The 26,473-nt window shown below is 55.3% G+C and carries 18 protein-coding genes; all 18 read right to left on the bottom strand.

The window, feature by feature from the left end:
- Nucleotides 1–62: 62 nt before the first annotated feature.
- Nucleotides 63–1,271: a hypothetical protein gene (locus AC6IY8_RS09715; RefSeq protein ID WP_497774235.1), complete on the bottom strand. Its 1,209-nt coding sequence runs from the start codon at nucleotides 1,269–1,271 to the stop codon at nucleotides 63–65.
- 115 nt (nucleotides 1,272–1,386) lie between these two features.
- Nucleotides 1,387–3,354, bottom strand: a complete 1,968-nt coding sequence (locus AC6IY8_RS09710; protein ID WP_497774233.1) for a hypothetical protein — start codon at nucleotides 3,352–3,354, stop codon at nucleotides 1,387–1,389.
- 32 nt (nucleotides 3,355–3,386) lie between these two features.
- Complete coding sequence (locus AC6IY8_RS09705; protein ID WP_497778621.1) at nucleotides 3,387–4,193, bottom strand: glycosyltransferase; 807 nt, start codon at nucleotides 4,191–4,193, stop codon at nucleotides 3,387–3,389.
- Nucleotides 4,193–5,674, bottom strand: coding sequence for an O-antigen ligase family protein (locus AC6IY8_RS09700; protein WP_497774232.1), 1,482 nt, complete (start codon nucleotides 5,672–5,674; stop codon nucleotides 4,193–4,195). The genes AC6IY8_RS09705 and AC6IY8_RS09700 overlap by 1 nt, the downstream gene beginning before the upstream one ends.
- Before the next feature lie 7 nt (nucleotides 5,675–5,681).
- Nucleotides 5,682–6,587 (bottom strand): glycosyltransferase family 2 protein, encoded by a 906-nt coding sequence (locus tag AC6IY8_RS09695; protein ID WP_497774231.1) that lies wholly within the window; start codon nucleotides 6,585–6,587, stop codon nucleotides 5,682–5,684.
- Nucleotides 6,588–6,616: 29 nt separating this feature from the next.
- A complete protein-coding gene (locus tag AC6IY8_RS09690) occupies nucleotides 6,617–7,624 on the bottom strand; it encodes an NAD-dependent epimerase/dehydratase family protein (RefSeq protein WP_497778593.1) in 1,008 nt (335 codons plus the stop codon).
- A gap of 39 nt (nucleotides 7,625–7,663) precedes the next feature.
- Nucleotides 7,664–8,656: a glycosyltransferase family 2 protein gene (locus AC6IY8_RS09685; protein WP_497778592.1), complete on the bottom strand. Its 993-nt coding sequence runs from the start codon at nucleotides 8,654–8,656 to the stop codon at nucleotides 7,664–7,666.
- Nucleotides 8,657–8,679: 23 nt separating this feature from the next.
- Nucleotides 8,680–10,050: a UDP-glucose dehydrogenase family protein gene (locus AC6IY8_RS09680; RefSeq protein ID WP_497778591.1), complete on the bottom strand. Its 1,371-nt coding sequence runs from the start codon at nucleotides 10,048–10,050 to the stop codon at nucleotides 8,680–8,682.
- Nucleotides 10,051–10,109: 59 nt separating this feature from the next.
- A complete protein-coding gene (locus tag AC6IY8_RS09675; protein WP_497778590.1) occupies nucleotides 10,110–11,309 on the bottom strand; it encodes a glycosyltransferase family 4 protein in 1,200 nt (399 codons plus the stop codon).
- Nucleotides 11,299–12,354: a glycosyltransferase family 2 protein gene (locus tag AC6IY8_RS09670; protein ID WP_497778589.1), complete on the bottom strand. Its 1,056-nt coding sequence runs from the start codon at nucleotides 12,352–12,354 to the stop codon at nucleotides 11,299–11,301. Before AC6IY8_RS09670 ends, AC6IY8_RS09675 begins: the two co-directional genes overlap by 11 nt.
- Nucleotides 12,355–12,434: 80 nt before the next feature.
- Nucleotides 12,435–14,048 carry an O-antigen translocase gene (locus AC6IY8_RS09665; protein WP_497778588.1) on the bottom strand — a complete coding sequence of 538 codons (1,614 nt, stop codon included), beginning with the start codon at nucleotides 14,046–14,048 and terminating at the stop codon, nucleotides 12,435–12,437.
- Nucleotides 14,049–14,088: 40 nt separating this feature from the next.
- Nucleotides 14,089–15,249 carry a DegT/DnrJ/EryC1/StrS family aminotransferase gene (locus AC6IY8_RS09660; protein WP_497778587.1) on the bottom strand — a complete coding sequence of 387 codons (1,161 nt, stop codon included), beginning with the start codon at nucleotides 15,247–15,249 and terminating at the stop codon, nucleotides 14,089–14,091.
- A complete protein-coding gene (locus tag AC6IY8_RS09655) occupies nucleotides 15,246–16,226 on the bottom strand; it encodes an NAD-dependent epimerase/dehydratase family protein (protein ID WP_497778586.1) in 981 nt (326 codons plus the stop codon). The genes AC6IY8_RS09660 and AC6IY8_RS09655 overlap by 4 nt, the downstream gene beginning before the upstream one ends.
- A 68-nt stretch (nucleotides 16,227–16,294) precedes the next feature.
- On the bottom strand, nucleotides 16,295–16,981 hold the full coding sequence (locus AC6IY8_RS09650; RefSeq protein WP_497778585.1) for an acyltransferase: 687 nt from the start codon (nucleotides 16,979–16,981) through the stop codon (nucleotides 16,295–16,297).
- 24 nt (nucleotides 16,982–17,005) lie between these two features.
- On the bottom strand, nucleotides 17,006–23,311 hold the full coding sequence (locus AC6IY8_RS09645; protein ID WP_497778584.1) for a N,N-dimethylformamidase beta subunit family domain-containing protein: 6,306 nt from the start codon (nucleotides 23,309–23,311) through the stop codon (nucleotides 17,006–17,008).
- 146 nt (nucleotides 23,312–23,457) lie between these two features.
- Nucleotides 23,458–23,994 carry a transcription termination/antitermination protein NusG gene (gene nusG / locus AC6IY8_RS09640; protein WP_497778583.1) on the bottom strand — a complete coding sequence of 179 codons (537 nt, stop codon included), beginning with the start codon at nucleotides 23,992–23,994 and terminating at the stop codon, nucleotides 23,458–23,460.
- A 433-nt stretch (nucleotides 23,995–24,427) separates the two neighbouring features.
- Nucleotides 24,428–25,084, bottom strand: a complete 657-nt coding sequence (locus tag AC6IY8_RS09635) for a LutC/YkgG family protein (RefSeq protein ID WP_497778582.1) — start codon at nucleotides 25,082–25,084, stop codon at nucleotides 24,428–24,430.
- Nucleotides 25,071–26,468, bottom strand: a complete 1,398-nt coding sequence (locus AC6IY8_RS09630; RefSeq protein ID WP_497778581.1) for a LutB/LldF family L-lactate oxidation iron-sulfur protein — start codon at nucleotides 26,466–26,468, stop codon at nucleotides 25,071–25,073. The genes AC6IY8_RS09635 and AC6IY8_RS09630 overlap by 14 nt, the downstream gene beginning before the upstream one ends.
- Nucleotides 26,469–26,473: the final 5 nt, after the last annotated feature.

Below are 26,473 nucleotides of genomic sequence, written 5' to 3'. Positions count from 1 at the left end.
CAGAGAGAAAGACTCCGCGGCGTGTTGCCGCGGAGTCAGAAAGGCAAAAATTAGTATGAGCTTTACTGAGCCGTTGCTTTCAAGCTTGTCGGAGGGGTCAGAGCTACCTGAGTCGTTCCAATTGGAGCGCCCATATTGGTCCCGTCGCTTGCTTTGTTGACTCCCACCGATGTGGCCGTCAACTGGAAACCACTCATCGTATTTGGACTCGACCCTCCGACGTAAGTCGGTGTGCCACTGATAGAACCCGTGCCAGTGCCGTCCAAGTTGTAGCTTTGCGCAATCGCGCTGCTGCTCTGACCTTCCGTCAAGTTGATTCCGCCACTAAGAATGTTGTTGGTAACGGTTTCATTGGAACTCAATCCGCAACCGTTCGGATTCCCAAATCGAATATCGGTTTGGCTATTACCAAAGGTATTGTGCAAGATGACATCACCCCTGCCGCCGCCAATCATGATCGCATTTGCAGCGCTATTTGGGTCCTTGACGAGCACATTGTTGGTAAACGTCAGAGGAGTTCCATTGCAATCGGGCGACATGATCACGTCCGAGACGTTGTAGAAGAAGTTTCCGGTCACCGTAGTGTTTGAAGCTCCGTAGAACTGTATCGAGTCGCAATGGACGCTACCGCATCCAGCCTCCAGAATTCCGGTAAACGTATTTCCGGGCCCGATCATTGTGCCGTACGCGCCACCGTTGATCTGGATGCCGTCAGAACCACTTCCTGAGCCGCCCGGGCCGGTGAATAGATTATTCGAAATCACTACCCCGTTGGTGACAGAGTGACTGGCGTTGTCTCCACTTACCCCTAATCTACCTTCAGTACAACTCTGACCGATGTTACCGAATGTGTTTCCGTCGATCAGTGTGTCTTGATTTATGTTGGTCGGAGTATGAATGCACAATCCCGCGGTGAAGATGCTATTCAGAATATGAATGTGCATTCCGGGCTGCCCGCCCGAGACGCCGATTGTGCCGCCGCCAATGGTCAAACCTGAGAACGTCAGGTTCTGGGAAGCACCAAGGTTCAACGATCCGAAGATGACATTGGCCTGTGTTCCGCCGGTCCCGGGATTAGGCTGGATGGTTACCATTCCAGACTTGGTCCCGCCGTTGAAGTTTCCGTAATTGCCCGGTGAGAGCAGAATGACATCTCCTGCTTGTGCCGACGCAAATACCGAGGAGAAGGTACTGGTTGTCGCTGGGAGCGAGGAGCCAAAGCCCAACGCCGTCGCAAATATGACAATCGCGAGTGTTATGGAGTTTCGCATTGCTGGAGATTAGCCGAGGGAGGGCTTTGCATATAGGCGCAATTGCCCCCATTCACCGAGTGGAATCTTACTTAGAAAACGGGGAAAACCCCTCAGTTCCGCTTCAGAGGGCCTACTACCGTGGCGAGCTATTTACGGTCAATCGCTGTACTCGGGGTCGTTTCTTGCCGCCCCAAATCGCCACGGTTACTATTCCTCCTACAACAACCAGTGAAGAGATGAGCGCCAGGTTCCAAATGCTCTCGTTTGCGGTGTAAGCCATCTCAATCCGTCGTCCCGCTGCGGTCCGCGACACAACATTGTCCCGGAAGTCGGACATTTTACGAATGGCTGTGACTCTGAGCGAGGTATCGCCGGGATTGATCTGCGACAGGTGAAGATCATTCGCATATCGCAGCGAGACTCGCCGACTCTCTCCCGCGGGGATTAGAAGCTTCAGTCGCAACCGGTTCTCGAATTTCTCGTATTGAATGGCTTTGCCATCCACCAGTACTGTGAAAGGTACGGTGAAGTCCTCCACCTTCTGGATGTAGAATGTCGCATCATGGCCGCTGCCATTGTCGATTTGAAGCGATGGCGTAAATGCCCAAATGTCATAGTTGCGGTCGTCACGCCGCCGTTCCAGGTAGAGATGTCTGGCAATGTCCCCTAAACTCCTCCACCTCGTATCAGGTTCAAGACGATTCACGTGATCTGCAATTGCACTGAACGCCCCCATGCCAGAAGAGAAGAAGTTCTGGTGAGCATAAAAGAGTATTGGATTGCCGAGAAAAGCGTCGATCGCCAATTGCGACTCAGGATAGGGTGCCTCCACCGAGTAACGGCGAATGCAAGGAAAGTTCGAAAAGTTCAGGGTTACGTCACGCAGCGGAAATTCCGGATCTTGAGGTGCCTGCGCTCCCAACGGCACATTCGCCGAGTTGACGGTTGCTAGAAAGTTGTAACGCTTCAGCGTGGCGATAGTGTCACTGGGCGCGATGGAATGCGGAAACACCATGACCGGGTCATAAGGAAGATGGGTCAGTTGAGTGAACCTCTCCATGCGCGCCACAGCTTGCTTTATGTCGTTTACCTGCCTGCCAAGGGGCCTCTTGACGTAAGCTTCAAATTCTTGATGATCGTGGTTGTTGCCATGCACTGCGATCGAATATCGATCTTGATGCATTCGAAACAGCGACACGACTGAGTCTTGGTTCCGGTCGAAGTTCCAGGGGACGAATGCCACGGTGGTGTGAAAGTTGTGGCCCTGCATCTCCTGCAGAAGCACCTCGTAATCCAGATTTCCGTAAGGCTGGCGCAACCAGGGGTCGTCGATCGTCAGATTCGCATAATGGCCCGGGCTGTGCCATGCGCGTTCGCCCGCTGCGTGCCGCAAGAAGATCATTTCCGGAGCAAGGCTCGCGAACACTGCGGACTGGATGTAAGGATCCGGAGTGATCGGCGTCTCCAAGTAAGGGGCCTTTGCCGCGAGAAAGACCTCCTGGCCGTCGGACTTCTGTCTCGTAAGTACCGGGAATTCAGTGCCGCTGGAGGTGACGGACATGATCAGCTGTGAAAGCTTCGAATCTGAGGAGGTCAGGTACCACAGGGTGCCTCGTGGCGCGGGAATTGTGAGGTCCGCAAGCGGACCGGTGATATCGCCTGCCGATGAAATTTTGTAAACGTTACTTTTGGGGTCGGTATGGAGCTCCTTGGCGTCGTCCACCGAACCGGACGACCACGCTCGCAGCAACCCGGTTTTGGTCTCCTGAGTGATTCCGGAAATCAACAAAGGGATGTTTCCATATTGTCGCTTCCTGAACGCGGAGAGAATCTGCTGACGGTCCAGCACAGGGAGCGCGTCTGCCGCGATAATCACCGCGACTAATCGTTCGCTTCGGAGAGCCCTCTGGACCGCTACATTGTCGTGGTTCGTGCTGACGGATATTGTTAGAATTTCGAGGCCGTAGAATCGCGTTGCGGTTTCGAGCTTCTGGCGAGCGTGAGCATCCGCGTTCGAGCCGTCGATATACAGAATGTCCGCTCCGGATGCGCTTGTGCAAGCCAGAATGGCGGCACATAGCACAAACGCAAAACGTCGCAAAGTGATAGCTCGCGGCACCAGGGGGGTATAGTTCATAGTTGGAAAAAGGAGTGTTGGTCCTGGCTTCGTCGCATATCGTCGATGATGGCGGTTGGATCTGAAACCCGCGGCTTGGGGCATGGATTGCGAAGCCAACTCAGCAATAGTTCCTGCAGTTTCCTCCGGTATAGCTGTAGGTTGAATCGTGAGAGGCGTATGCAAGTAGTTTGGATCGGCAATACTTGCTTCCAACGGCGCCGCAGATGGGTGCAGCAACGATAGAATTCGTTCGGAAGCGAGAGGAGCTGCGAGGTGTTATGAACACAGAAAGCTGACATCGCATAGGACCTCATTCCCCTCGCTGAAGCCCGCAAGCAAATGTCGGCGCCATAACAGTGGAAATGAGGTAGAGTCTCGTCAAAGGTGAGTCCCGAGCTTTTTCTCAATATAAGCACGATCTCATCGAGTGTCTGCACCGGCTCCGGTTGGGTGCCGGGAGAGCCAAGCACACCCCAACCTGTTGAAAATATATGGCCGTGGAAGACACCGTCTCTAGTCACACCCCAGCATCCCAAAACACCCCAATTCGGATCGGTGTTTTCAAGGTGTTGCAACGCACCGCGCAATTGAGAAATCCAGGCATCGGGAAGAAATACATCCTGGTGAACAAAGATCACCAGCTCGTTGTGCGCCCTTCTCAGGCCATGGTTGTAGGCAGTAGCGGCCGATGCGAAGCCTTCCTCGATCAACACCTCGTGCCCGTTTGGTTGCTGCAGACATGGAGAAGCTAGAAGATTCTGTCTTAGAACCTGCTGACTGTTCACGGCAACCACAAACGTAATCTGATCTGTCAGCGGCATCAATGAGTGCGAAACCGGCCTTCGCCGGTCGTCCGAAACAAAGCGGATGAAATCGCGGAGGTTCGCCAGGGCTCCGCAACCCGCGACTTTCCGGAGTACGTCAGAGACTGAGGAATTTTAGGTCGCTGCAGGTCACGGTACTTTAGATCGGCGTATGCGATCGAACACGATATCACTGTCCACAACATCAAGCCATTCTGCCCCCAGCCATAGATCGAAACAGAGATCATCACAATATAAAAAACCACCATCGAGCAAAGGAACGCCAGGCTCATGGACCGGTCGGACGGACCAAGCTTGCGGAAAGCACGATATGCCAGCAGTGCAGGTTTGAGCAGAAGAGTACAAAGGATCAGCAGGCCTACATAACCGCCTTCGTACCAGAAAAGAATCCAGGTGCTGTCGCAGGTGTACCACCGGTGGGTTTCGATTCCGGGCATCACGATGACCAAGCCTTTGTCGCGGAATGAGCCCAAGCCATATCCCACAATAGCGCGGTCTGGATTTTCGCTGAACGTGGATTGAACAGCGTGGTATAAGGCAGGGCGGTAGTTGAAAGAGCTTCCGAGATGGGAACTGCCGTCAAACGTGGCAACGTAAATATTCACCAGTGTCTGTGCTACCCCGGGCCTGATGACGAGAACCGCGACGGCAAGAACAAGAATCGCGATCACTCTCTTACGCAACACTGGCCTAGCTGCAATCGATAGGATCGCCAACGCAACCGCAGTCGCAATCCAAGGACCGCGGCTACTAGTCTTATAGAGACTCCAGAACATCAATAAAAGTGAGATGTTAAGGAAAAGCTTGTAAAAAGGGGTCTTGTTGCTGGTACTTAGCAAATGCAAAACCAGAGGGATGGTCATCGCAATTGCCGCGCCGAACAAGATAGGATGCGGAAAGGTAGACCGGGCGCGGATACCGCGATCGAACAGGTCGGAGTAGAGCGTAGTCGCCCCACCATATGTAAGTTGCAATTCGGCAGGAAAGATCGACAGAATGCTCCAGTGCGCGTAGATATCCAATAGGCCAAAGACGCAGCATGCGGTCATTGCAGCGGCCATCGCGTAAAGAATCCGCGTGATGGTTCGCACAGATGTAATCGACATCACCATGATGTAATACAGCAAGTAGTATTCAAGCACCTGTGCCAGCAACTGCTTGATGCTCGTAACAAAAACAATGGACAATCCCGTGGAGATAAGTGCCCACGCAATGTGAATTTGGATCAGGTTCTTCAGCGGCAGCCTTCGCGTCGCCGAACGCTTCCGTTTGCAGAATAGAAAGAGCGCGAGCAGCGCCGCTAATGCGATCCGGTGGGTATATAGGTCCACCACTCCCGCAAGCCGTAAGCGGGACTCCTCAGGCAGCAGGACCGCGAAGAATACGAAATAGGGTAGCGATTCTTCCACCCCCTTCCGCACGCCCACACTTACAATCGTGCCGACAACGAGTATGTCGATCAGGATGATTAGCAACATGCGCGATTCATCGGACGAAAGGTAACAGCAGTTTCAGCCTGTGTTTCTGCTCCGAGCGTATATAAGCGACAAAGCCGGAAGTGACGGCACGAGGTTCCTTTGATACGCAGGACCAGAAGAACCCGGCAAGCCGAGTCATGGCGCCGACACCGAATGGTCGTTCGGGAATGCGGCGAATGCACTTAATGATCTCAAAAGCGGGATGGCTACCGACCGAATAGTCCATCTTGCCTTCGCGAAAACGATGCACCAGAACGCGGTCCGCTGCCCCGGTGGGACGATGATGAAAAATGCTGAGTCCTTCGCAACTCGCCACACGCCACCCCAGCATGCGAGCGCTCACTTCAGCGAACCAGTCTTCGCCACCATACTTCATCGGAGCATATCCGCCAATCTGCTCGTAACACTCCCTCCGAACCAGCTGTGCGGCATGTGCGACGGAGGTTGCGCGATTTGAACGGCGCTCGCGATATCCGTCGCGTGAGTCTTCACACACCATTCCGCCAGTGATGCCCAGAAATGGGTCCGCAACAAACCTGCGCAGCAGGGTTTCATAATAGTTCTCGTCCAGGGAGAGATCGGCGTCAATGTTTCCGACGAACTCGTACTCTGTACCCTGCAGTTGGCTGTGAGCCAGGTTCAGGGCATTCACCTTTCGGATTACGCCTCGGGTTGCGGCTCGATCGACCCGAATGAAACGGATGAAGTCGTGTTGCGCGCATGCAGCCTTGACGATCACGTCGGTCCTGTCGGTCGATCCATCGCTGGCGATAACCCACCGCACAGGACGGACGGTTTGCGAGACGACCGACTCAATGGTGCCGGCAATCAGTTTCTCTTCATTGTATGCCGCCGTCAGGAGCGCATAGCTGGGCATGCGTTGTGTGTTGTCGAGTTTGGTTGGCAGTGACATGGCTGCTTCCACCCTCATCGGTAACTTAACTAGACGGGAGCTACCACTGACGCCCAACTCGGCGGCATGTTCTTTGAAACCTCAATGTTGCCGAAAACGCTGCTTTCCCGTGCCCCATGCTTTTGAACCCACTCTGCCATTGTTCGCAGCCCATCCTTCAGGTCAGTTTTCGGACGGTCTCCAAAGACTTGCAACGCCTTGGAGTGATCGGAGAAAGCGACTTTCACTTCTTTTCGTTCTTCCAAGTGAGCTACGTTGCATCTGCAATTCATGCATTCGGCCACCGCTTCGGCGAGATAGTTCACGGTGTAGGGTACGTCCGCCCCAACATTGAACAACTGATTGCGCGCCTCCGGGATGTTTACACACTCAGCAAGGATTGGCGCGACATCGGAAACGTGAGTGAAGGCGCGCTGCTGCAACCCGTCGCCGAAGATCGTCATGGGCTTTCCCTTGAGCAGTTGGTTCATGAAGATTCCCACCACGTTTCGATATCGGTCGCCGATGTTCTGCCGCTCTCCATATATGTTGTGCGGACGGAAGACTATGAAGTCCATCCCAAACATCTCTTTCGTAATGCGAAGTTCCTGTTCGACCGCTAGCTTCGCAATCCCGTACGAGTCCTCTGGAGTCGGAATCATCTCCTCGGACATGGGACTCTGGCCAGCTCCATATACGGCGATGGACGAAGTAAAGACAAAGCACTCCACATTGTGGTTCACTGAGCTGTTGATCAAGTTTACCGAGCCCACGAGATTGTTATTGTAGTTAAACCGCTTTATGAAGTGACTAAGACCTTCTGCAGCATATGCAGCCAGATGATAGACAAAATTGAAGCGGTACTTGGCAAACAATCTCTCCAATAGGTCTGTGTCGAGAATGGAGCCTTGGACGAAGGTCGCCTCTGGCGATACATTATCGGCAAATCCTCCGCTAAGATCGTCCAGCGCGACGACCTTATGGCCGAGTTGCAACAGATTGTCGATTACGTGGGATCCTAAAAAGCCGGCGCCGCCGGTAACAAGTGATACGGGCATATGCTTGCTCCTATCGCAAGAGACTGTGAGGTGTGTTGTCTAGATTGATTTCACAGGGACGATCTCGGATGCTACCTGCGGCTCTTGGCCGGACTCCACAAATGCCGCCGGATCGACTTGGGTGTTCCACGAACACACGGCGCAATACATTTCAAGCCGGTTCGAAATCGCTGTCGAAGGCTTCACACGGTTGAGAATACTGTATCCGAGTTGGCGAACCTTGATGCGAGCGAGCAACGCATATCGTACGTTGCGTGCCGACTGACGCCCAAAGTGCTTGTAGTAGTACCGATATCGGTTGCGACACTTCTCTACTTCGAAGCGAACCGGGAATCGTCCTACCGACTGTCCTCCCAGATGCGTAATCGTTGCTTCCGCCGTAAATCGGATTGTGTTTCCCGTGTCCCACACTCGACGACACAGATCCACTTCCTCGAAGTGGTAGAAGAATTGTTCATCGAAGCCCCCGAGCTGTTTCAGTAGTGCAGTCCGGAACAGCACACAGCATCCTGATTGCCAGTCAACATCTCGCTCCGTCTCGCCGCTCCAACCCGCATAAAACTCTGAAACCAGCTTTGGCACGATACGCGCGACCCCGCGCAAATAGAGAGCGCCGAGCCACTCTCGCCAAAGGGTTGGAAATGGCCGGGCGGAGATCTGGTAGGAGCCATCGGAGTTCAGGACCCGGCATCCAAACGCTCCGGCCTCCGGGTGCCGCTCCGCAAAAGCTACGAACTTGCGAATCGCATCGCCGTGCATCAGAGTATCCGGATTCAGAATCCAGGTGTATTCCCCCGAGGCATGCGCGATCCCTGCATTATTGCCCTTAGCAAATCCAAGATTCGCCCCATTTTCCACAACCTTCACGGCAGGGAAGTGCTGACGAATCAGCTCAGGCGATCCGTCGGCGGAGCCGTTATCTGAAACGATGACTTCATATTCGAAACCCGGATCCGCTGCATATATCGATGCCAGACAGTTCTGAATGACCTTCCAGTCATTCCAGCAGATGATTACGATGCTTAGCTTCATGCGCCAGATCCTATTGGATGGAGTTAAACACCTGTTGCGGCACTTTCAAGGGCTGCAGCCCTACCAATTCCTAGGTAGTCAAATCCATGGGAACCCACTTCTAGCGGATCAAACATATTTCTGCCATCTACGATCAGCGGGCGGTGCATAGTGGCGCGCAACTCATCCCAGTCGACCGCACGAAACTCGTCCCACTCTGTCAACAGCAGTACCGCATCCGCGGATTGCGCGGCTTCGTACATCGTGCTGCAGCATTCAATTTCTGCAATCTCCGCCTGAGCCTTTCGCGCCGCCTTTGGATCATAGGCACGAATGTGAGCGCCTTCTGACAGCAGACGGCGGATGATGGACAATGCAGGGGCAAACCGGACGTCATCAGTATTGGGTTTAAAGGCGAGTCCCCAGACTGCGAGCGTTTTACCTCGTAATACCCACATCTCGTTGCGGATCTTTTCGATCAGATGTTCGATGCGGCTGTTATTGATCCTCTCCACTTCTTTCAGAAGCGAGAAGTTGCAGCCCTTCTTTTCGGCGATTCGTACAAAAGCCTGCAGATCCTTGGGGAAGCAGAAGCCACCAAACCCGATCCCGGGCTTCAGAAAAGCAGGTCCGATGCGTGAATCCATGCCTATCCCCTCAGCGACCTTTTCGATATCCGCACCCGCGGCCTCGCACAACTCCGCCACAAGGTTGATAAATGAAATTTTCATCGCCAGAAATGAATTCGAAGCGTGCTTCACCAGTTCCGCGCTGTTGATATCGGTCACCACAAAAGGAACCTTGCGCTGTACCGTGCATTCGCCGTGCATGGGGCAGTCGAAGGCGCGATCGATAATTGCGCTGTAGATTTCGCGGAGTTTGCCGACGGCGCGCTCGGAATCAGCGCCCACGATGATTCGATCAGGATGGAAGAAATCCGAAACGGCGGTGCCCTCGCGAAGGAACTCGGGATTCGAGACTACGTCGAAGTCGAGGTTGTTTGCGCGATGCAGAGCCAGCTGCCGATGTAGTTGCCGCCCGGTCTGGACCGGCACCGTGCTTTTGTCGATCACGAGTCGATATCCGCGCCCAAGTTCTGAGATGCTGCGTGCGACGCTTGCAATCGCCGAGAGATCGGCATCGCCATTCTCCAGCGGCGGCGTGCCGACACAGATGAAAATAGTTTCGCTCTGCACAATCGCTTCTTCGGTGTCGACGAATCGCAGGCGGCCTGCGGCGGTGTTCCTCTGCATGATCATTTCGAGGTGAGGCTCGTAAAATGGCACGCCTCCGCTGTTCAACAGCTCTAGTTTGTCCTGGTCGCTGTCTGCGCACAGTACCTCATGCCCGAGTTCTGCAAGGCACGCTCCTGTTGTGAGTCCCACGTATCCAGCCCCGATCACGGAAATCTTCATGAGTTTTCTTCCAGAGTGTTGATTGAGTTTGTCTGGTCTGTTGCCGTGCTGATCTTGGCTCAGCGGAGTGCCGTGCCGTATGCTTCGAGCAGGATTGCCTTCTCCACTTCCCAATTCAAACGATGTTCAACCTGTGCCCGGCCAAACTCTCCTAACTGACGCCGTAGTGAATCGGAATCCAGTAGGGACGCGATTTTATCGGCGAAATCGACAGGGTCATTGGGAGTGGCGTACAGTGCTGCCGAGCCTGCAATGCGGCGGCCTTCTTCCAGATCAAAAAGCACAACAGGCAAGCCGTAAGCCATGTATTCCATTATCTTGATCATGGTCGACTTGTCGTTCATCGGAGTCTTGGGGTCGGGCGCCACGCCGATGTCGGCAGTAGCCAGGTAGGAATTCACCATATCGTACGGAACCATGCCGGTGAATGTCACGAAAGATGCAATTCCATACCGTTCCACGCTGGCGCGCAGACTATCCAACTCGGTGCCGCCTCCGATCAGGAGGAAGTGGACGTCTTTGCGACCTTCCTCGATCACAATGTGCCGGATGGCATCAAGCAGGAGATGCAAGCCGTCCTGCGGTCCCATGAACCCAACGTAGGCAACTAGGAAAGGTTTCTCCCCCCGCTCATGCGACGCCGCTGCTGGACGTGGGCAAAGGTTGCGGACGTCAGGGCAGTTCCTCACCACGAATACATCTTCGGAGCGCTTGCCCCCCCGCTTCACGGCGATCTCTTTGAAAGATTCATTGGTCGCGATGCAAGTGGTCGCCACTCGAAAAGAGCAGAATTCCACCATCCGGGTGAGCCAGTAGAGCAGCCGTGACTTCCTGCCGAATTTTGTTTCGAACAACTCGGGCGACAAGTCGTGGTGGTCGAAGATAAACTTCACGCCAAACGGCTTCAAGAATAAAGCGATCAGGAAGATTGTATCCGGTGGATTGCAGGCTTGCAGAATGCGGAACCTGGTGTGTGCAAACACTTTCAGGGCAAGATAAAACTCAGCAACCAGAGCCCATAGGTATTCCAGGAAGTAACCTGAGATCCGCGATGCCTCCCATGTCCGATGCCTGTAAATCTGGATGCCGTCGATGATTTCATAACCTGAGTTGTACCGCTCTGTCCCCTTTGGGCAAATTACCGACACTTGGTAGCCCGCATCTCGCAGCGCACACGCCTCACGCCAGACGCGCCGGTCGAGCGGCACCGGGAGGTTCTCGACGATGATGCAAACGGCTGTTTTTGATCTATCCTTCACGTCCGGCTCCGTTCATCTTTTCAGATTTCAGGCAACACTCATTCCTGCGGGACCGACAGGCTGTTTGCCGAGGCGTGTTAACGCTGCTCATCGCGCTCCAGAGGTTATAGCCCAACCCTCTCTTCAAGCTCAGTTTCATCCATGGCACCGTCTTTTGAATACGGCGAGATAGGAGCAAAGCATAGTTCGCGAGCTGCGCGGTCAGCTCTGGCTCATTTCTATTGAAAGCGCCACTCGCCAGGCTCACGGCATCGCGCGCCAGTAAGAATAGAAGTTTGCGGCGCAGGTCTTCTGAACCCTCCAGCAAGTGGCCGAACTCCTGAAAGAATCCCTCGATTGCGGCCTTGCGTTGCTTGAGGTCGGGGAGTAAACCCTGAGTGCTATAGGCTAAGCTCATATTCCCGGAATGCCGGCGATAGACGGCCTGATATCGCGAAAGCATGCCTACCGAGCCATGGGCGGCCATGCGCATCCACATCTCCATGTCGCCCGAGTGAGGCAGGTCGGGACGATAACCACCAACTCGCTTTTGAACCTTCGTTCGCACGATTGCGGTTGGTGTTGGAACTATATTTCGCGCTCCGCTCAGCTCGATAAACTCCAGACCTTTGAGAATTTTGTAATCTGGCGTTTGCTCCGGAGTCATTGGATACCCATCTTCCGGATTTCCGACGATCGCTTTGCCAAAGGTGAAACCTACCTCGGGATGCGTTTCCATCACCTGAACGGAACTGGCGAGGGCATCAGGCAGCAGATAATCGTCGGCTGAGAGAATCATCATGTAGTCTGCCGAAGCCCAGGCGATGCCCTCGTTATAAGTAGAGAGATGTCCTAGGTTCGCTTGGTGCCGGATAGAAAGGACGCGTGAGTCTCGACTCTGGAGCGCGCTTACGTACTCGGGCGTGTTGTCTGGCGAAGCATCGTCGATGACCAGCACTCGAACATCGACGCCCGATTGTGAAAGTACGCTTTCAACGCACTGGGTTACAAAATTCCCGTATCGATAACAGGGAACGACAACATCAACAGAACGTGCAAATCCCATAAAGACGCTCTTATCCGGAGGAGAACAGCAGGTTGTGTGACATTCAACTGCGGCACGAGAGGGAGTTTTGTCGATGTGCCTTAGTCGCAGGATGATGTTGCCTCACGGCTCGCGACGTTCGGTGCTGCAAATCGAACACGAATCAGGAATCTGCGGAGTTGTTTCGGAATACCTTCGGTCGATAGGAGCGCGAGCAGTGCCCGTATTGAGTAGACGGTTATCAGGACGAATGCGCATCCACCTATACAAACTCCCGGAATCAGCGGCAGTGCGCTACAAGCCCAGAAGACGAGCGCGATGCAGGCAAAATAGAGCGATCCTGTTCGCAGGTTTTCACTCGAGCATCGGAATCCGCTCAGGTGACGCGCTATCGGATATACCAGCAGTCCGTGGAATACATAGGACAGGAAAAACGCGATCCCTGCTCCGTTCAAACCAAAGCGAGCGATGCAGGCCCACGCTAGCGCGACACTCACAATGCCCCAAGCCAACTCACTTCCTAGTAGCATCGCTCGCCGACCCTTGGCCATCAATATGAATCCCATTGGCCAGGTGATGACCTGAATCGTTGCTCCCAGAGTAATCCAGCGGAGAAGTCCGATTGCTCCTCCAAACCTCGAGCTGTACAACAGCGCAATGACCAGGGGAGCAAACGTAAGGGTCGCGATTACCCCGGGCCCCGCCAGCAACAAGCCAACCCTCGCCTGCTCGTTGACCAGGCGATTGCATACCTCGTGATTGCCTATATTGGCTGTTAACCGAGGATAGAAATCAGCTCCCATTGCCTGCAGAATAAATCCGACATAAAGCCCGCCGAGAGTCCAGGCCGATTGGTAAAGCCCCGTGGCCTGGAAGCCAAGCCGGTGGAGCAAAGTGATTCTGACCGCGTAAGCGACCCCCACTACGACCAGTCCGCTCGCCATGAAGACAAATCCTAGCTTCAGCAGGCCGTCCGCCTCCTTTGCAACTTGGGAAAACGTCAGTCCGGGCGCGCGGACGGAGATCCGCCTGCTATACCACCACGAGGTAATGACAGTCATGGCGGCTACACACACCAGCGACGGAACGATCCCTCTCTCGCGAAAAAAGTACACCAACGGGATTCCCGCCACCGTGCCGATCAGCGCACCCATTACTCCCATTTTCGCGAGGTCGCCGATTCGCCGCATTCCCTGGATCAGCGCGCCTTGTCCCGCCGATACAAGGCGCAGCAGCACTGCCAGGGATAAAAGACATATAGCCCCGACATGAGTGGGATCTCCAAACGTCAGGCGAGAGACTTGACGTGAAAAGATCACCAGCACCAGCGCGCCGAGCACGCCCAGAACCAGGGATGTACGTCGCAGTACGGTCGCGGTCAGCCCCATTCTCTGGGTGTCACCTGAGCCTGCGGCTTCTGCAATCTGCCGCACCCCGCTGCTGTTGATTCCCATCCCGGCGACGCTGAGTGTAAGGTCGGCGATCGAACTGTAAAGGCCTGCCAGTCCGAATCCAGCTGGTCCCAAAATTACTGCCATCATCTTGGTGCGGGCGATTCCGATGCCGATGTTAAGCACCTGCGATCCCCCGATCATGGCAGACGACTTGAGAATCTGGCCGTAGCTGTTCTCCTTGGTCGCCGCGTCAGGTGCGGCCTGCACCTCAGGCGAGTCGGACAGAACGGGGAACTGTTGGTCAGGAGCGCTTGGTGCCATCAGTGATTGATCCAGGGAACGGTGATTTTCGAATTCCAGGCTATTGAAGTCCTGCTGCAGCTTCGATCGAGGCTACGACATAGTCTTGTTCTTTATCTGTCATCTCATGGAAGACTGGCAGAACCATTGCATTGTCGGTCACCAGATTCGTGTTTGGCAGTCTGTCGTCCCACCGCTCGTCGCGGTACGGGGCCTCGCGATGACTCGCCATGATGCCCCTGCGGGTTGCGATTCCACGGTCGAGCATCTGCTGCATCAATCGATCCCGCGACACCGGCGCATCATCCGTCATTCGAATCATGTACGACTGGTAGTTAGGAAGGCATTCTGCTGGAGTGGTCGGCAGAATCAGCCAGCCGAAGCGGGAGAGGGACTCGGTGTACCGGGCCGCGAGCGCGCGGCGTCTCGCCAGCATGCCTTCAAGTTTTTCCAGTTGCACAATGCCGATCGCTGCCTGAAGGTCGGTCATACGATAGTTGTATCCGAGTTCGTCATAACTTTCTTGCACGATGTGGCTTGCGCTGTGGCGTGCGAGGTCTGAAACCGACATGGCGTGCTGGCGCAACTTCCGGAGGCGGGACGCACATTCCTCGTCCGCAGTTGTAATCATGCCGCCTTCGCCCGTCGTAAGGATCTTCCGAGGATGGAAGCTGAAGCAGGCCATCATGGTATGTGGCCGTCCTATTCGCACACCTTTATACTCGGAACCTATTGCACACGCGGCATCTTCGATGACAGCAAGGCCGTGCGCCGATGCAATCGCGGTGATCTCATCCAGTGCGCAGGGAAGACCTATTTGATGTACAACCATGATCGCCTTCGTGCGCGCTGTAATGGCCGGTTCGATGCAGGCCGAATCGATGTTGTAGGTGAGCGGATCAACATCAACAAATACAGGCGTCGCGCCCGTGTAGGCGATCGAATTGGCCGTGGCGATGAACGAGAGACTGGGACAAAGTACTTCATCGCCAAACTTTATGCCCGCAGCGAGCAGCGCAAGATGAAGAGCCGTGGTGCAAGAGGAGACCGCAATTGCATGCGGAGCGCCCACGTATTCCGCAAACCGGCGCTCAAATTCCGCCACTCGCGGTCCCTGGCTCACCCATCCACTGCGGATGACCTCGAGGACGGCTGCTTCTTCTTCTGCCCCGAAGGAAGGACGCGCAACAGGGATTGTCTTCAGAGTGCTTGTGCTGCTCATATTGCTTTCTCCAGCGCGGCCGACTTTACCGTGCGTCTCCAGTCGATGAGTTTTTGCAGGCCTTGCTCGAGCGGAACCTGTGCCTTGAATCCGAGCATTCTTTCGGCTTTATCTACGGCTGCGCGGCGAGCCTGTACGTTGGCAACTTTGCGTGCATCGCGATATACCGGCCGCAGAGGTGAGTGATTAAGGCTTAGGACCAACTCGCATAACTTTTTCAAGCTAGTCTGGACGCCGGTTCCCACATTGAATACTTCATCTTCGACATCGCTTTGCATCGCGAGCAGATTGATTCTGGCTACATCATCGACAAAAACGAAATCCATCGACTGTTCTCCGTCGCCGAATATTTGTGGCGGCTGGTTGTCGTCGATCGCATCGAGCCAGCGAACCAGAACCTCCGTGTACACGCCTGTCATATCCATGCGCGGCCCATACACGTTGAAGTATCTGAGAGCGATGTAGGGAAGACCGTGAGTTGTGTGATAGGCGCGCAGCATCTGTTCAGCCGCAATCTTTCCGGCGCCGTACAAGGTTCGATTGTTGAAGGGATGCGCTTCATCCATCGGCAAGTAACTTGGCTCGCCATACACGGAGGCAGATGACGCAAACACGATCTTCTTGACTCGGTTCTTCACAGCCGCATCGAGCAGGTGCTGAGTGGCATCAACGAGCACTTCTATCGCTTCCTTTGGAGCTTCCGCACAGCGCGTAATCCGCAGGGCGGCCTCGTGAAAGATGTAATCGACGCCTTCACACAGCCGGTCAACGAGCCTCGTGTCTCTTATATCGCCTTCAACGATCTTTAGTTCCTTGCGAGCAGTGGACGCTGCCAGGTTCTCACGGCTTCCGCGTATGAAGTTATCCAGAGCTATAACCTCGGCCACGCCTTCGGCCAGCAACTGATCGATGATTGCGCTACCAACAAATCCGGCACCACCCGTCACGAGGACTCGTGTACCCGCAATTTGTGTCATGTTGTCTCCCATCATTTGCTCACTTTGTCTTTGATGTAGAACTCTCAAAACAGGCGGCGTCGATTGTGCTACTTCCTCTTTCGCAAAAGCTTTGCGGGCGCACCCGCCACGACAGCGTAATCAGGTACATCGTGAACCACGACTGCCCCGGCACCGACGATTGCGTGCGCTCCAATGCTTACGCCGGGGAGGATGCTGGCGTTCATTCCGATGTCGGCTCCGAATCCAACCCTGACCGGCTTGATAATCAGGTCGGTAGTGATGATGGGAACATCTACGGGATCGCCGGTGTGCGTGGATCCCAATACTTTCGCCCCTGGTCCCCATCCAACGTAGTCTTCTAGCACTAGATCTCGCGCGTCGAAGTACGATTGCGGTCCAATCCAAACGTGATTTCCAATTCGGCAGGTCCCATCAAATCTGCCTTGGATCATCGTCTGCGTGCCGATGAAAACCGAGTTGCCGAATTCCATGGTCTCTGGGTGGATCAGCATGACGCCGGGGCCGACCTGGAGTCCATCGCCGGTTGACTTGCAAATCGCTCGCATCAGTACACGCCGCATCAGCTTGTCAAAACCAGTTTCGCCGAGTCGATGTTCTGCAAAGAGCGAGGAAAGTTGCTCCCGTGCGTTATTGCTCTGCAGCCACGCAGCGAATTCTCTCTCCCATGTAGGATCGGGATTCGTCTCGCTGCGTCCGAAGGTGGCGACTACCTCGCGAATGCTCGTGTTGTCCTGCTGTGTGGACTTACTCATCGTGAGTCTCTGTTGACGGGGTGTTTAATTAACTGTCAGTTGGGCACTCTTGGTTGTACCCAAATAGGTGGCCGAGATCCTCGTCTTGCCTGCCGAAGTTGTGGTTATTATGAAATTCGCGGTTTTTGCTCCGGCAGGAACCGTTACCGAGGCTGGCACTTGAGCAACTGACGTGAGGCTGCTGCTCAACGATACGACCGCGCCGGTCGGAGGTGCTGCGCCATTGAGGGTGACAGTTCCCGTGGATGTGGATCCGTGGCTCACTGTTGATGGGTTCAGAGTCAGGGTGCTCAATGATGCTGGTGTGACCGTTAATGTTGTGGTCTTCGTCGCCCCGCTCGTAGCCGTCAGTGTCGCCGTAGTAGATGATGCGACTCCGCTTGTCGTGATAGTGAACGTGGTGCTCGTCGCTCCTGCTGGTATTGTCACGCTGGTAGGCATCTGGGCCGCTGCCGTGTTGCTGCTGCTCAGTGTGACCCCTATTCCGCCAGTTGGCGCTGGACCAGTGAGAGTTACCGCGCCAGTTAAGCTGTTGCCGCCGACAATCGAGCTGACGCTACGTGTGAACGTTGATAGCGTTGGAGCATTCACTGTCAATGTTGCAGACTTACTTGCGGTTCCAAGCGAAGCCGAAATCACCACGGTGCTATTTGCAGCAACTGGGCTCGTCGTTACCGTGAACGTGGCGGTGGTTACTCCTGCCGCTACTGTCACGCTGGTCGGCACATTAGCAACGCTTGTGTTGCTGCTGGCCAGACCGACGGAGACTCCGCCCGCGGGTGCGGCGGCGGTTAACGTCACGGTTCCGGTGGAGCTCGTACCGCCAGTCACAGAGGCGGGAGTGAGAGACACCGCTGAAAGCGTTGCAGGTGCGGTGATCGTGAGAGTCGCGCTTTGAGTCGTTCCTGCGGTGCCTGAGATTGTGACGGTAGTGTTCGCAGTCACAGAAGTGGTTGTCACCTGGAACGTGGCTGTGCTGGCTCCAGCCGGCACGGTGACGCTTGCAGGCACAGTTGCTGCTGCCGTGTTGCTACTAGATAGCGTAACTACCGATCCGCCTGTGGGTGCCGCAGCACTAAGTGTTACTGTTCCGGTTGAGTTCGAGCCGCCAGCAACGCTCGTCGGATTCAACGTTAGAGAGCTGAGCGTGGCAGATGGAATAACCGTCAAAGTGGCACTCTGGGTCGCTCCATAGGTTCCTGAGATCGAAACCGTAGTGGATGCGGTTACAGCCGTGGTTGTCACATTGAAGGTTGCGGTCGTGCTGCCTGCGGGAACTGTAACACTTGCTGGAACTTGCGCTACAGCAGTATTGCTGCTTGCCAATGTTACTACTGCTCCGTTTGTGGGTGCGGCAGAGCTCAGGGCGACCGTGCCTGTCGATGTGCCACCACCGGTGATCGTTGCAGGCGACAGGGTGATTGAGGATAGGGTAGGTGTAGAAGCTGTGCCCGTATAGGCGGCCTGATAGTTACCCGAAGTCGCCGCGAACGCAGCGTACGAGACGCCTTTGATCGTCTGATTCGTATAGGAGACGGTTGTTCCGCCACGCGTCAGAGATGTCAAATTTCCCAGGGTGCTGGTTGTGGGCAGCAGAGCCTGCAAATTGCGAGCCGCCCCCGCTTGATTGACCGTGAAACTCAGCGTGCTCCCGCTCCATGCGAGCGAGCCAAAGGAGGAGGCATTGCGGCCATCTAGCCACGAGAGCAGTTGCGCCGCTGAAACGACGGGCACGCCATGCGACTGCGCAGAGGTGACAATCTGATTGGCGCCCGGTCCAGGGTAGGATCCACCATCGTTATGCATGTTTGCGACGAACGCACCATAGTACCCGGTACTTCCGACCGCGTTGTTAAGCAGGGTGTCGATATTGAAGGGGTAGGTCTGACCAGACTCGTCCGTCATCTGGGTTGTGGCCTGGTAAACGTTGATCATGTTGCCATTCCGGTCGGTGTAACGCATCGGCATACCAGAACCGGTGAATACGCCGGGCACGTTATTGATCCACGTTGAAGGCCAGTAGTAGTAAGTAGTGTCAAGCCTGATTCCATGGCTCAGCTCAACCTGCGGTTGCGAATCGTAATCGCTCCATCCGATGCAATGCATGCGATGAGTTTGTGGTGCAGGCAGGCTCGGGAATTCGGACGCGAACGAGGAAATATCGGAACTGTAGAATGAATCGAGCTGTGACCTTGTCCAGTTGGAACATGTTGGGGAGGAATCCACATGTACCCCAATCTCAAATCCTTGCGAGATGTAGGACGCAGCCTGCGAATCGGTTAGCGTGGTGCTCGCGACGATCGATGGGAACACGTAGGCTGTCGCTCGAACGCACTGCCAGTCAGCAACGGAGCAACCGGAAGGACTGGCCGCCAGGAAGTCGTTGAAGCGACTTGCGGTGGCGCTTCCGCTATAGAACGAGCCATGGTCATCTCCGGTCATCACCACGACTGCCTTGTAATCTTTGGGGAAGTACCAGAAGCGCGGCAAGGGTTTCGATGACTGCATCAGCAGGATTAGGTTTCCGAATAGCCGCTGCTGTTCGTCGGCCTGCGGAATGGCGACCTTGCTCAGGTTGACATAGTCAGGCTGTGGATCGAAGCTGGCCGCACCGTAGTACAAATCGTCGGAGCGAATCGGACCAGATTGCCCGTCGCGCGCCTGGCCGGACCATGCAACGTTTCCTTGCCTGGTCAGCGCTACCGAACGCGCCAGATCATAGGTGAACGCAGCGGCCTGTCCCCCATTCGTTCCCACCGTCTGCAGGGTCACTGCAGGATTGCTGGTCGCTGTCGTGGCATTTGAATAGATGTTCGCAATCGCACGCGCACCATTCAATGAGTAAAGATCGGCGGTGCTGTGGTACTGCATCGACTGAGAGACGATACCGGCGCCGGGAGCCGATCCCGTATTGACCACCATGTAAGCGTCTGCCCTAGTAGCACCTGCGTCGGTCAATCCCAAAAGGCTGGCGAGCTGTTTATCCGGGCGCATTGCAATCAGATTTCCGCCTGAGTTCACCCATGTGGTGAGCATCGACGCTTGCGAACTGGTCAGGGACACGTGACCTAACACCGCGAGGGAATAATTTGCGAGCGTCGTTGACGAAACCTGCGAGATGTCGAGCACCGAGAACTCGTTGAATCCTTCGTTGCGCATGATTTCCGCAAGATATGTCGAATACGGATCTGCGGAACCGGTGATTACCAAGATTGGTCCGCCCGGACCATCCAGATAGGTGGATGGATCGGAGCCTGTGGTGAAGGTTGACGTAAAGGTAGAGGCCATAGGCGTACCGTTCTGGCTAAGCACGCTCGTCGATCCTTCAGCAGTCCCGCCCTTTACCACGATTTTGTAGTTCGAGCTGAAGTTCAGCGGAGACGACGGATTCAGTGTCGCTGTGAAGTTTGTGGAGTTGTAGCTTACATTCGCAGGCACCGCTGTGTTGTTGGAGTCAAGCAACTGGACGGTGCTGGTATTGATGCTGCTGGCGGTCATCGCCTGATTGAACGTGACCGTTACATTCGTGCCTGTCGAGACATTCACCGCATTTGCAGAGGGACTTACGCTTGTGACCACGGGCGCCGGCGGTGTTGCCACCGTATCGAACACCACATCTACCCAGTAATTTGTGGCTTGGTAGGTTTGTGACGGGAAGGCGCTGGCGCCGTAGATGTAAACGCCATTATGTGCAGAGGCGAGATCCTGCGGTGCGTGCAGAGGCGCGTTGTTGTAAGCAGAGGTCGTGAAGTATCCCTGATCAAAGGCATACTGACCGGCGTTGGTGTGATACGACGCGACGTAGACGGTATTCGACTGAATCGCAACCGGATTCGCAAATGATACCTGCTGCCATCCGGAGGCGGTTTCTCCAACAAACGTCGCGCTCGCTAGCAGTGTCCCCGAATTCGTCCACAAATTGCCAACGTGCGTTCCTGTATTCAACGTCCCCTTGTAGAAGCGGATTCCGGTGATGTAGCCGGACGTGTCCGACGTGAACCGAACACCAAGCTCCACTGCGTTCGGATCGTTGGGGTTGGTACTGGAAGGCGCCGCTGATGCAGGCCACAAACTGCATGGACATGCTCCGGACGTGGTGGAAGCGGTGGTAAATGTCCACGTAAAGCTGGAGGACATCGCATTTCCGGATGTGTCCTTTACTCCAGAACTTCCGCCAACCACCGTAGCCGTGTACGTTGTCGCAGTCGTCAGCGCAGATGACGGCGTGAGGATTGCCTGCTGGTTTGTACTGTTGTAGGTGACCGTTGCAGGCACAGTATTGTTCGACGGATCGGTTAGCCGGAACGTGCTGGTGTTGATGGTACTGGCGTTCATCGAGTGATTGAACGTAGCCAAAACAGTCGTCGATACGCTTATACCCGTTGCGCCGCTGGTCGGAGAAACGGATGTAACCGCTGGCAGAGTCCCGCCTGCAATGTTAACCGCGACACTCGGGGGATTTTTTTCAAGGTTGGCGCTGTCATCAACGGCGCGGCTCATGATGGTGGCTGCGGTCCCAGCCGAGGGAACAGTCCAGCTGTAGGTCCAGCTTCCGCGTCCCGAAGCAGGATGCCAGGTGAGGCCGCCGTCGGTCGAAACTTCCACGCCGCCAACAACACCGCCCGTATCGGCTGCGGTTCCCGTGATGCTGATGATGGTCCCGGGCTGCACTGTCGCACCCGCTGCAGGAGATGTAATCTGCGACGTTGGGGGGGTAGTATCAGTGGAGGCTGCCGCCGATTTCAGACCTATCTGCGTCTGCAAGGTTGCGGGCTGCGTGCCCATGTCGGCAAGCAGGTTCACGGTTGCCTGTTGCAGGTTCAGATCCGGAGTGGTTGTGCCACCGTCGTGGTTGCCATCCAAGCCCCAAGGCCACTGCGAGGTACCAGTCGAAAATACTAACGAGGAGTTATTTCCGTTTACGTACCGGTACATCGTCAGGTGATGGGTCGCGGTGCCGTTGCCGTAGTTCGACCCAAAATCCAGGAGGTAGTTTCCACTTACGTTGTAGGTAGCCGTCGATAAGTCAAACAGGCCAGCAGGCCGGGCCCCGTTATCGGCATCGATGTCCCACTCGTAGCCGAGAGCGTTGAAACTGGTTGAGTAAGTTTGGCTTCCGGTCTGCGCGGCTACGTTGGTATTTCTCCAGAACCGCATCTTGCCGTCGGCTGCAGGTATCTTGATCTCTTCTACGGGACCGGGGCCGTTGACCATGAAGATCGTTCCAGACAAGGCGTTCTCTGGACGTCCACCGTCTGCTGGAGGGCTGAATCGCGGATCGCGCCAGGTGCCGGTCCATGTCGGCGGATCGAGAGGATCAATCACTGCGTTGGCGTGGGTTTCTTTGTAGCAGACAAGGGTGCGATTCGCTGTGTTCGATCCGTCGATGCTCGGTTCCCATCGGGTCTTCCAGAAGATTTCGTTGCCGGCGAAGAATCCGAGATGGACGCCGGCGGCCCGAGCCGACTCAACGTTCGCACGTTCATTTCCCGACCAGTACTCATCATGACCAACTGCGAGAAGGATCTTGTGCTGAAGTATCTGCGATCCGAATCGGTCTGCGTCGAGCGATGAGAAGTACGAAACATCATATCCATTCGCTTCCAGGAATCGCACCATGGGGTATTCGGCGTTGAATACCCAGGAGTAGTACTCATACACCCTGGTGTGGAATGGTCGGTTATAGCTGATCTTGTAATCGCCACCCTGCGGTCCGGGCCCGCCGGTGTAGAAGTTTCCGCCGCCGTAGTCGTTGTATGCCTGCCAACTTGTGTCCGAGGTCTTAAAGAGAATGTCTGAGGTGCTGGAGTCATCGCGAACAATGAAGACAACGTGGCTCGCGCCACCCGTATCAAGGCGTGTTACTTTGGCGAAATAGATTCCGGAAGTTGCTGTCGACGGAATCGTCCACGAAGCTGAAACAGCCCAATTGCCGCAATCCAGTAGTCCCGTCGTCGAATCGCTGAGGCAATTCGGCTGCTTCTGGGGCAGTGTCGCCGAGGGCGTTATCGACGTTATGAAGCGCGCACCACTCCCGCCGTAATAGCCCATGCGATAGATGTCGAGCTTGTAACTGGTGGCGTTGGTGTTGACCTTGAAAAGCACGGTCTGGCCGCGATTGTAGCTAATGTCCGTCGCGAACCCCTGAATCGTGGAATCCCCCGCCCCGCTGACATCCCATGTCGTCTGCGGCGTTCCTGTCTGGCAGTTTTCAGCTTCAATGGCGTTGACAGGAGCGGAGCAACTTGCAAAAGCAGATTCGGTGAAGGGAAGGACGCACAACGCAAGCAGCACGAGCGCGGCTCGTGAGAAACGATTCAGATGTTTCAAGTGGCACCCCAGATAAGCTTTAGTGCAGAAGACACTACAAACAGCGGAAGAGATTTGCTTGGATGTTTGTACTAACGCTGTATGCGGTCACTAAATAAAGCGAATGATAACCATCTAATAATGCTTTTGAGCTTACCTGGTGCGAATTACACTGGCTCGATTCTGTAACCTTCGACTGAAACTTCTAGTGACTGTTGCAGCAGGTCAACCGAGATCACCAACTTGTTCATCCCCTTGCTCGCCGTCAAAATGCCCTCGACGCCGTCCAGCGAGCCGCCACGAATCCGTACACGCTGACCGATGTGAATGAATCCGCAAGCAGATACCGGAAGCCGATTGGCAAGTACCGTCTGCACGCTTTCGATCTGCGAGTCGGGGATTGAAGCCGGGGCGCCGTTGACGCGAACGAAGCTGAAGACTCCGGCGGTCTTCAACACCTCTAGTCGTTCCGCAGCATTGGCGATCATGTTCACGAACACGTAGCAGGCGAACAGCGGCAGTTCTACGAGCTTCTTGCGGTCGCTCCAGCGATGCGTTTCAGTAATGGTCGGCACGAAGGCTCGGATACCCCTCTGCTGAAGGTCTTTTCCGATTCGCATCTCGTGGCGAGCTCGCGTCTGCAATGCGTACCACAGTGGTTTGCTTGCCGATTCGATCGAATTGAATTGAACCGCACTAGCCACAGCTTCGCCCTCTGAGTCCCATGTGGCACTCTGTGGAAATCCGGGAGATCACCTGAAAGCAGGTGCAATACTCCCATCACCCACTCACACCTCAGCACATTCAGTTCCAAACGAGGACTCCGAAAAGCTAGCTCTTCCGAAGCGAAGGAAGCGGAGGCGAAAAAGGAACTGCTTTGTTTTCATTGGCCTTCAGAAGGGTGCATATGTGGCTCCGTTTTGGTCATCGGGGTGACCACGAACGAAGTCGTGCTCTGCTGCATTCATTCTCCAGTGCTGCCGTACGAGGGATAAAAGGAGGGAGTCCGGTGGGAAAACATTTTCTTCTTCTTGAGAAGGTGCAAAAGCTCCTCCGGAGGGAATGACAGCCTGCATCTGGACGGGGTAAGTGCTTTGGAACGCCTGTGCAGAAAAATGCACAAGGCTTGCCCTGCGATCATTGCCCGGTTTGCAGTATCACGACAACTCTTCGTGGGCCGTGGGCGCCGATTACGAGCAGCTTTTCGATGTCAGCCGTGCGACTGCATCCGGTGATCAGCCCCACGTAGGAGTTCTCAAACGCGATCTCCCGCGCCTTTCCTAGTGCGGTCTCGAGATCGGGCACAAGCTGATGCTGATGGGCGATCACAATATGGCATGGCGCGACGACTGACGCACCACGGCCCCCGCATCCGCCGCTCGAAACCAGGATGGATCCCGTCATGGCAACGAGCGCCTCGCATCGACTGATCGTCGCACGTGAAGCCTCTGCGGGTCCCGATACACTTGACCACCGAATCACGCGCTCCCTGATGGCGTCGGCAGCTAGATCCCGCAATTCTGGAGAGTCTTGCACGAACACCTCGCCCCCGGGCAGCGAATCCAATACTTCCGTCAGTGCCTCCGCCGTTTGGGACGAGTCGGCCGCTACCCGCACTTCCACGTAGTTAGCGACGGACTCCGCCCGAAATCGCTCGACAAGGTCGCCGGTGACGGGAGGAAAGATTTGTCCCGTATTCATCGATTCTTTCTTCGGAGCGGCGAGTTTTACTGCAGCCCGAACCTTTCTAAGTATCTGTTCACGAGCACCGCGATTATTGCTATTGAATGCCACGCTCCCTCCACATCTCCCGGAATGAACGCCTTGGGATGTTTGGAAGCTCGCGCTTCTTTGTCCATGGAGCAAGCAAACGTGCTCCGAGGCTCCCGGTCATCCGCAGAATGGTACGGGCAATCTTCCCGATGAGAGTAAATCGGATTCTGCTCATCATTGCCCATCGCCAGAACCTCATTCCCGTCTTCTCCAACCACGGACGAGCGCCCATTGCGACGGCATTGCGGCGGTTGTGCAGCAGGTGTTTCGCAATGTCGATCTTCACCGGGCATACGCTGGAGCAGTTGCCGCAGAGCGAGGAAGCGTAAGACAGATGCTGATATTCGGCCACTCCGCGGAGGTTCGGCGTAAGAGCCGAGCCAATCGGGCCTTGGTAGGTTGTGGCGTAGGTATGCCCACCGACATTCCGATATACGGGACAAGCATTCAGGCAAGCGCCGCAACGTATGCATTGCAGTAAATCGCGTTGCTCCGCATCCGCCAGGAGCGCGCTTCGTCCGTTGTCGAGCAGTACTACGTGAAACTCTTCCGGGCCATCCGCTTCGCCCTGCGCGCGCGGCCCTCCAAACAGGGAACTGTAGGTGGTCAGATTCTGTCCGGTTCCTGCCGTCGCCAATACAGGCCAGAGGGTCGCGAGGTCCTGCATCCGAGGGATGATCTTCTCGATTCCTGCCACCGCAACGTGAATACGCGGCACGCTTGTACAGAGACGTGCATTGCCCTCGTTACTGGTGAGCGCAATCATTCCGGTTTCTGCAACCAGGAAGTTCGCTCCGCTGATTCCCATCTCGGCGGAGAAGAAAGCTCGTCGCAGTGCTCGCCTGGCCGCGGCGACCAACTCCTCATGGGTATCACCTGAAACGTCCTCGGGAATCTTTTCCTGGAACAGCTTTGCAATATCGGCGCGACTCAGGTGCATTGCCGGAGTCACAATGTGGTACGGAGGCTCATTCCGCAACTGCACGATATACTCGCCGAGATCCGTCTCCCATACGCGGAAGCCTTTGCTTTCCAGCAGGGGATTGAGATGAATCTCCTCCGTGACCATCGACTTCGATTTGACGATGCTTTTTACGCCACGGTCTGCCGCTAGTTCAGCTATGTACTTGCAGGCCTGCTCTGCATCCGCCGCCCAGAACACCTTGCCACCACGCTTCAGTACGTTGGCTTCGAACTCTTCGAGGTAGCTGTCCAGGTGGTTGACGGCGTCCCACTTGATTTCATAGCAACGCTGCCTCGCTGCTTCCCAGTCTGCGAAGCGGGCGCGCCCTTTGGCCACGGACTTGTCATAGGTATCAATCGCCCACCGGATTGTCTTGCGATGTACAAGATCTTCGGTCTTGATCAGCGCTTGCCGATGGAATTCCTGGGCCGTATTGCTCATCCGAT

The organism is Koromonas soli (assembly GCF_059726265.1).
This window is presented reverse-complemented; position numbering and strand designations above follow the sequence as displayed.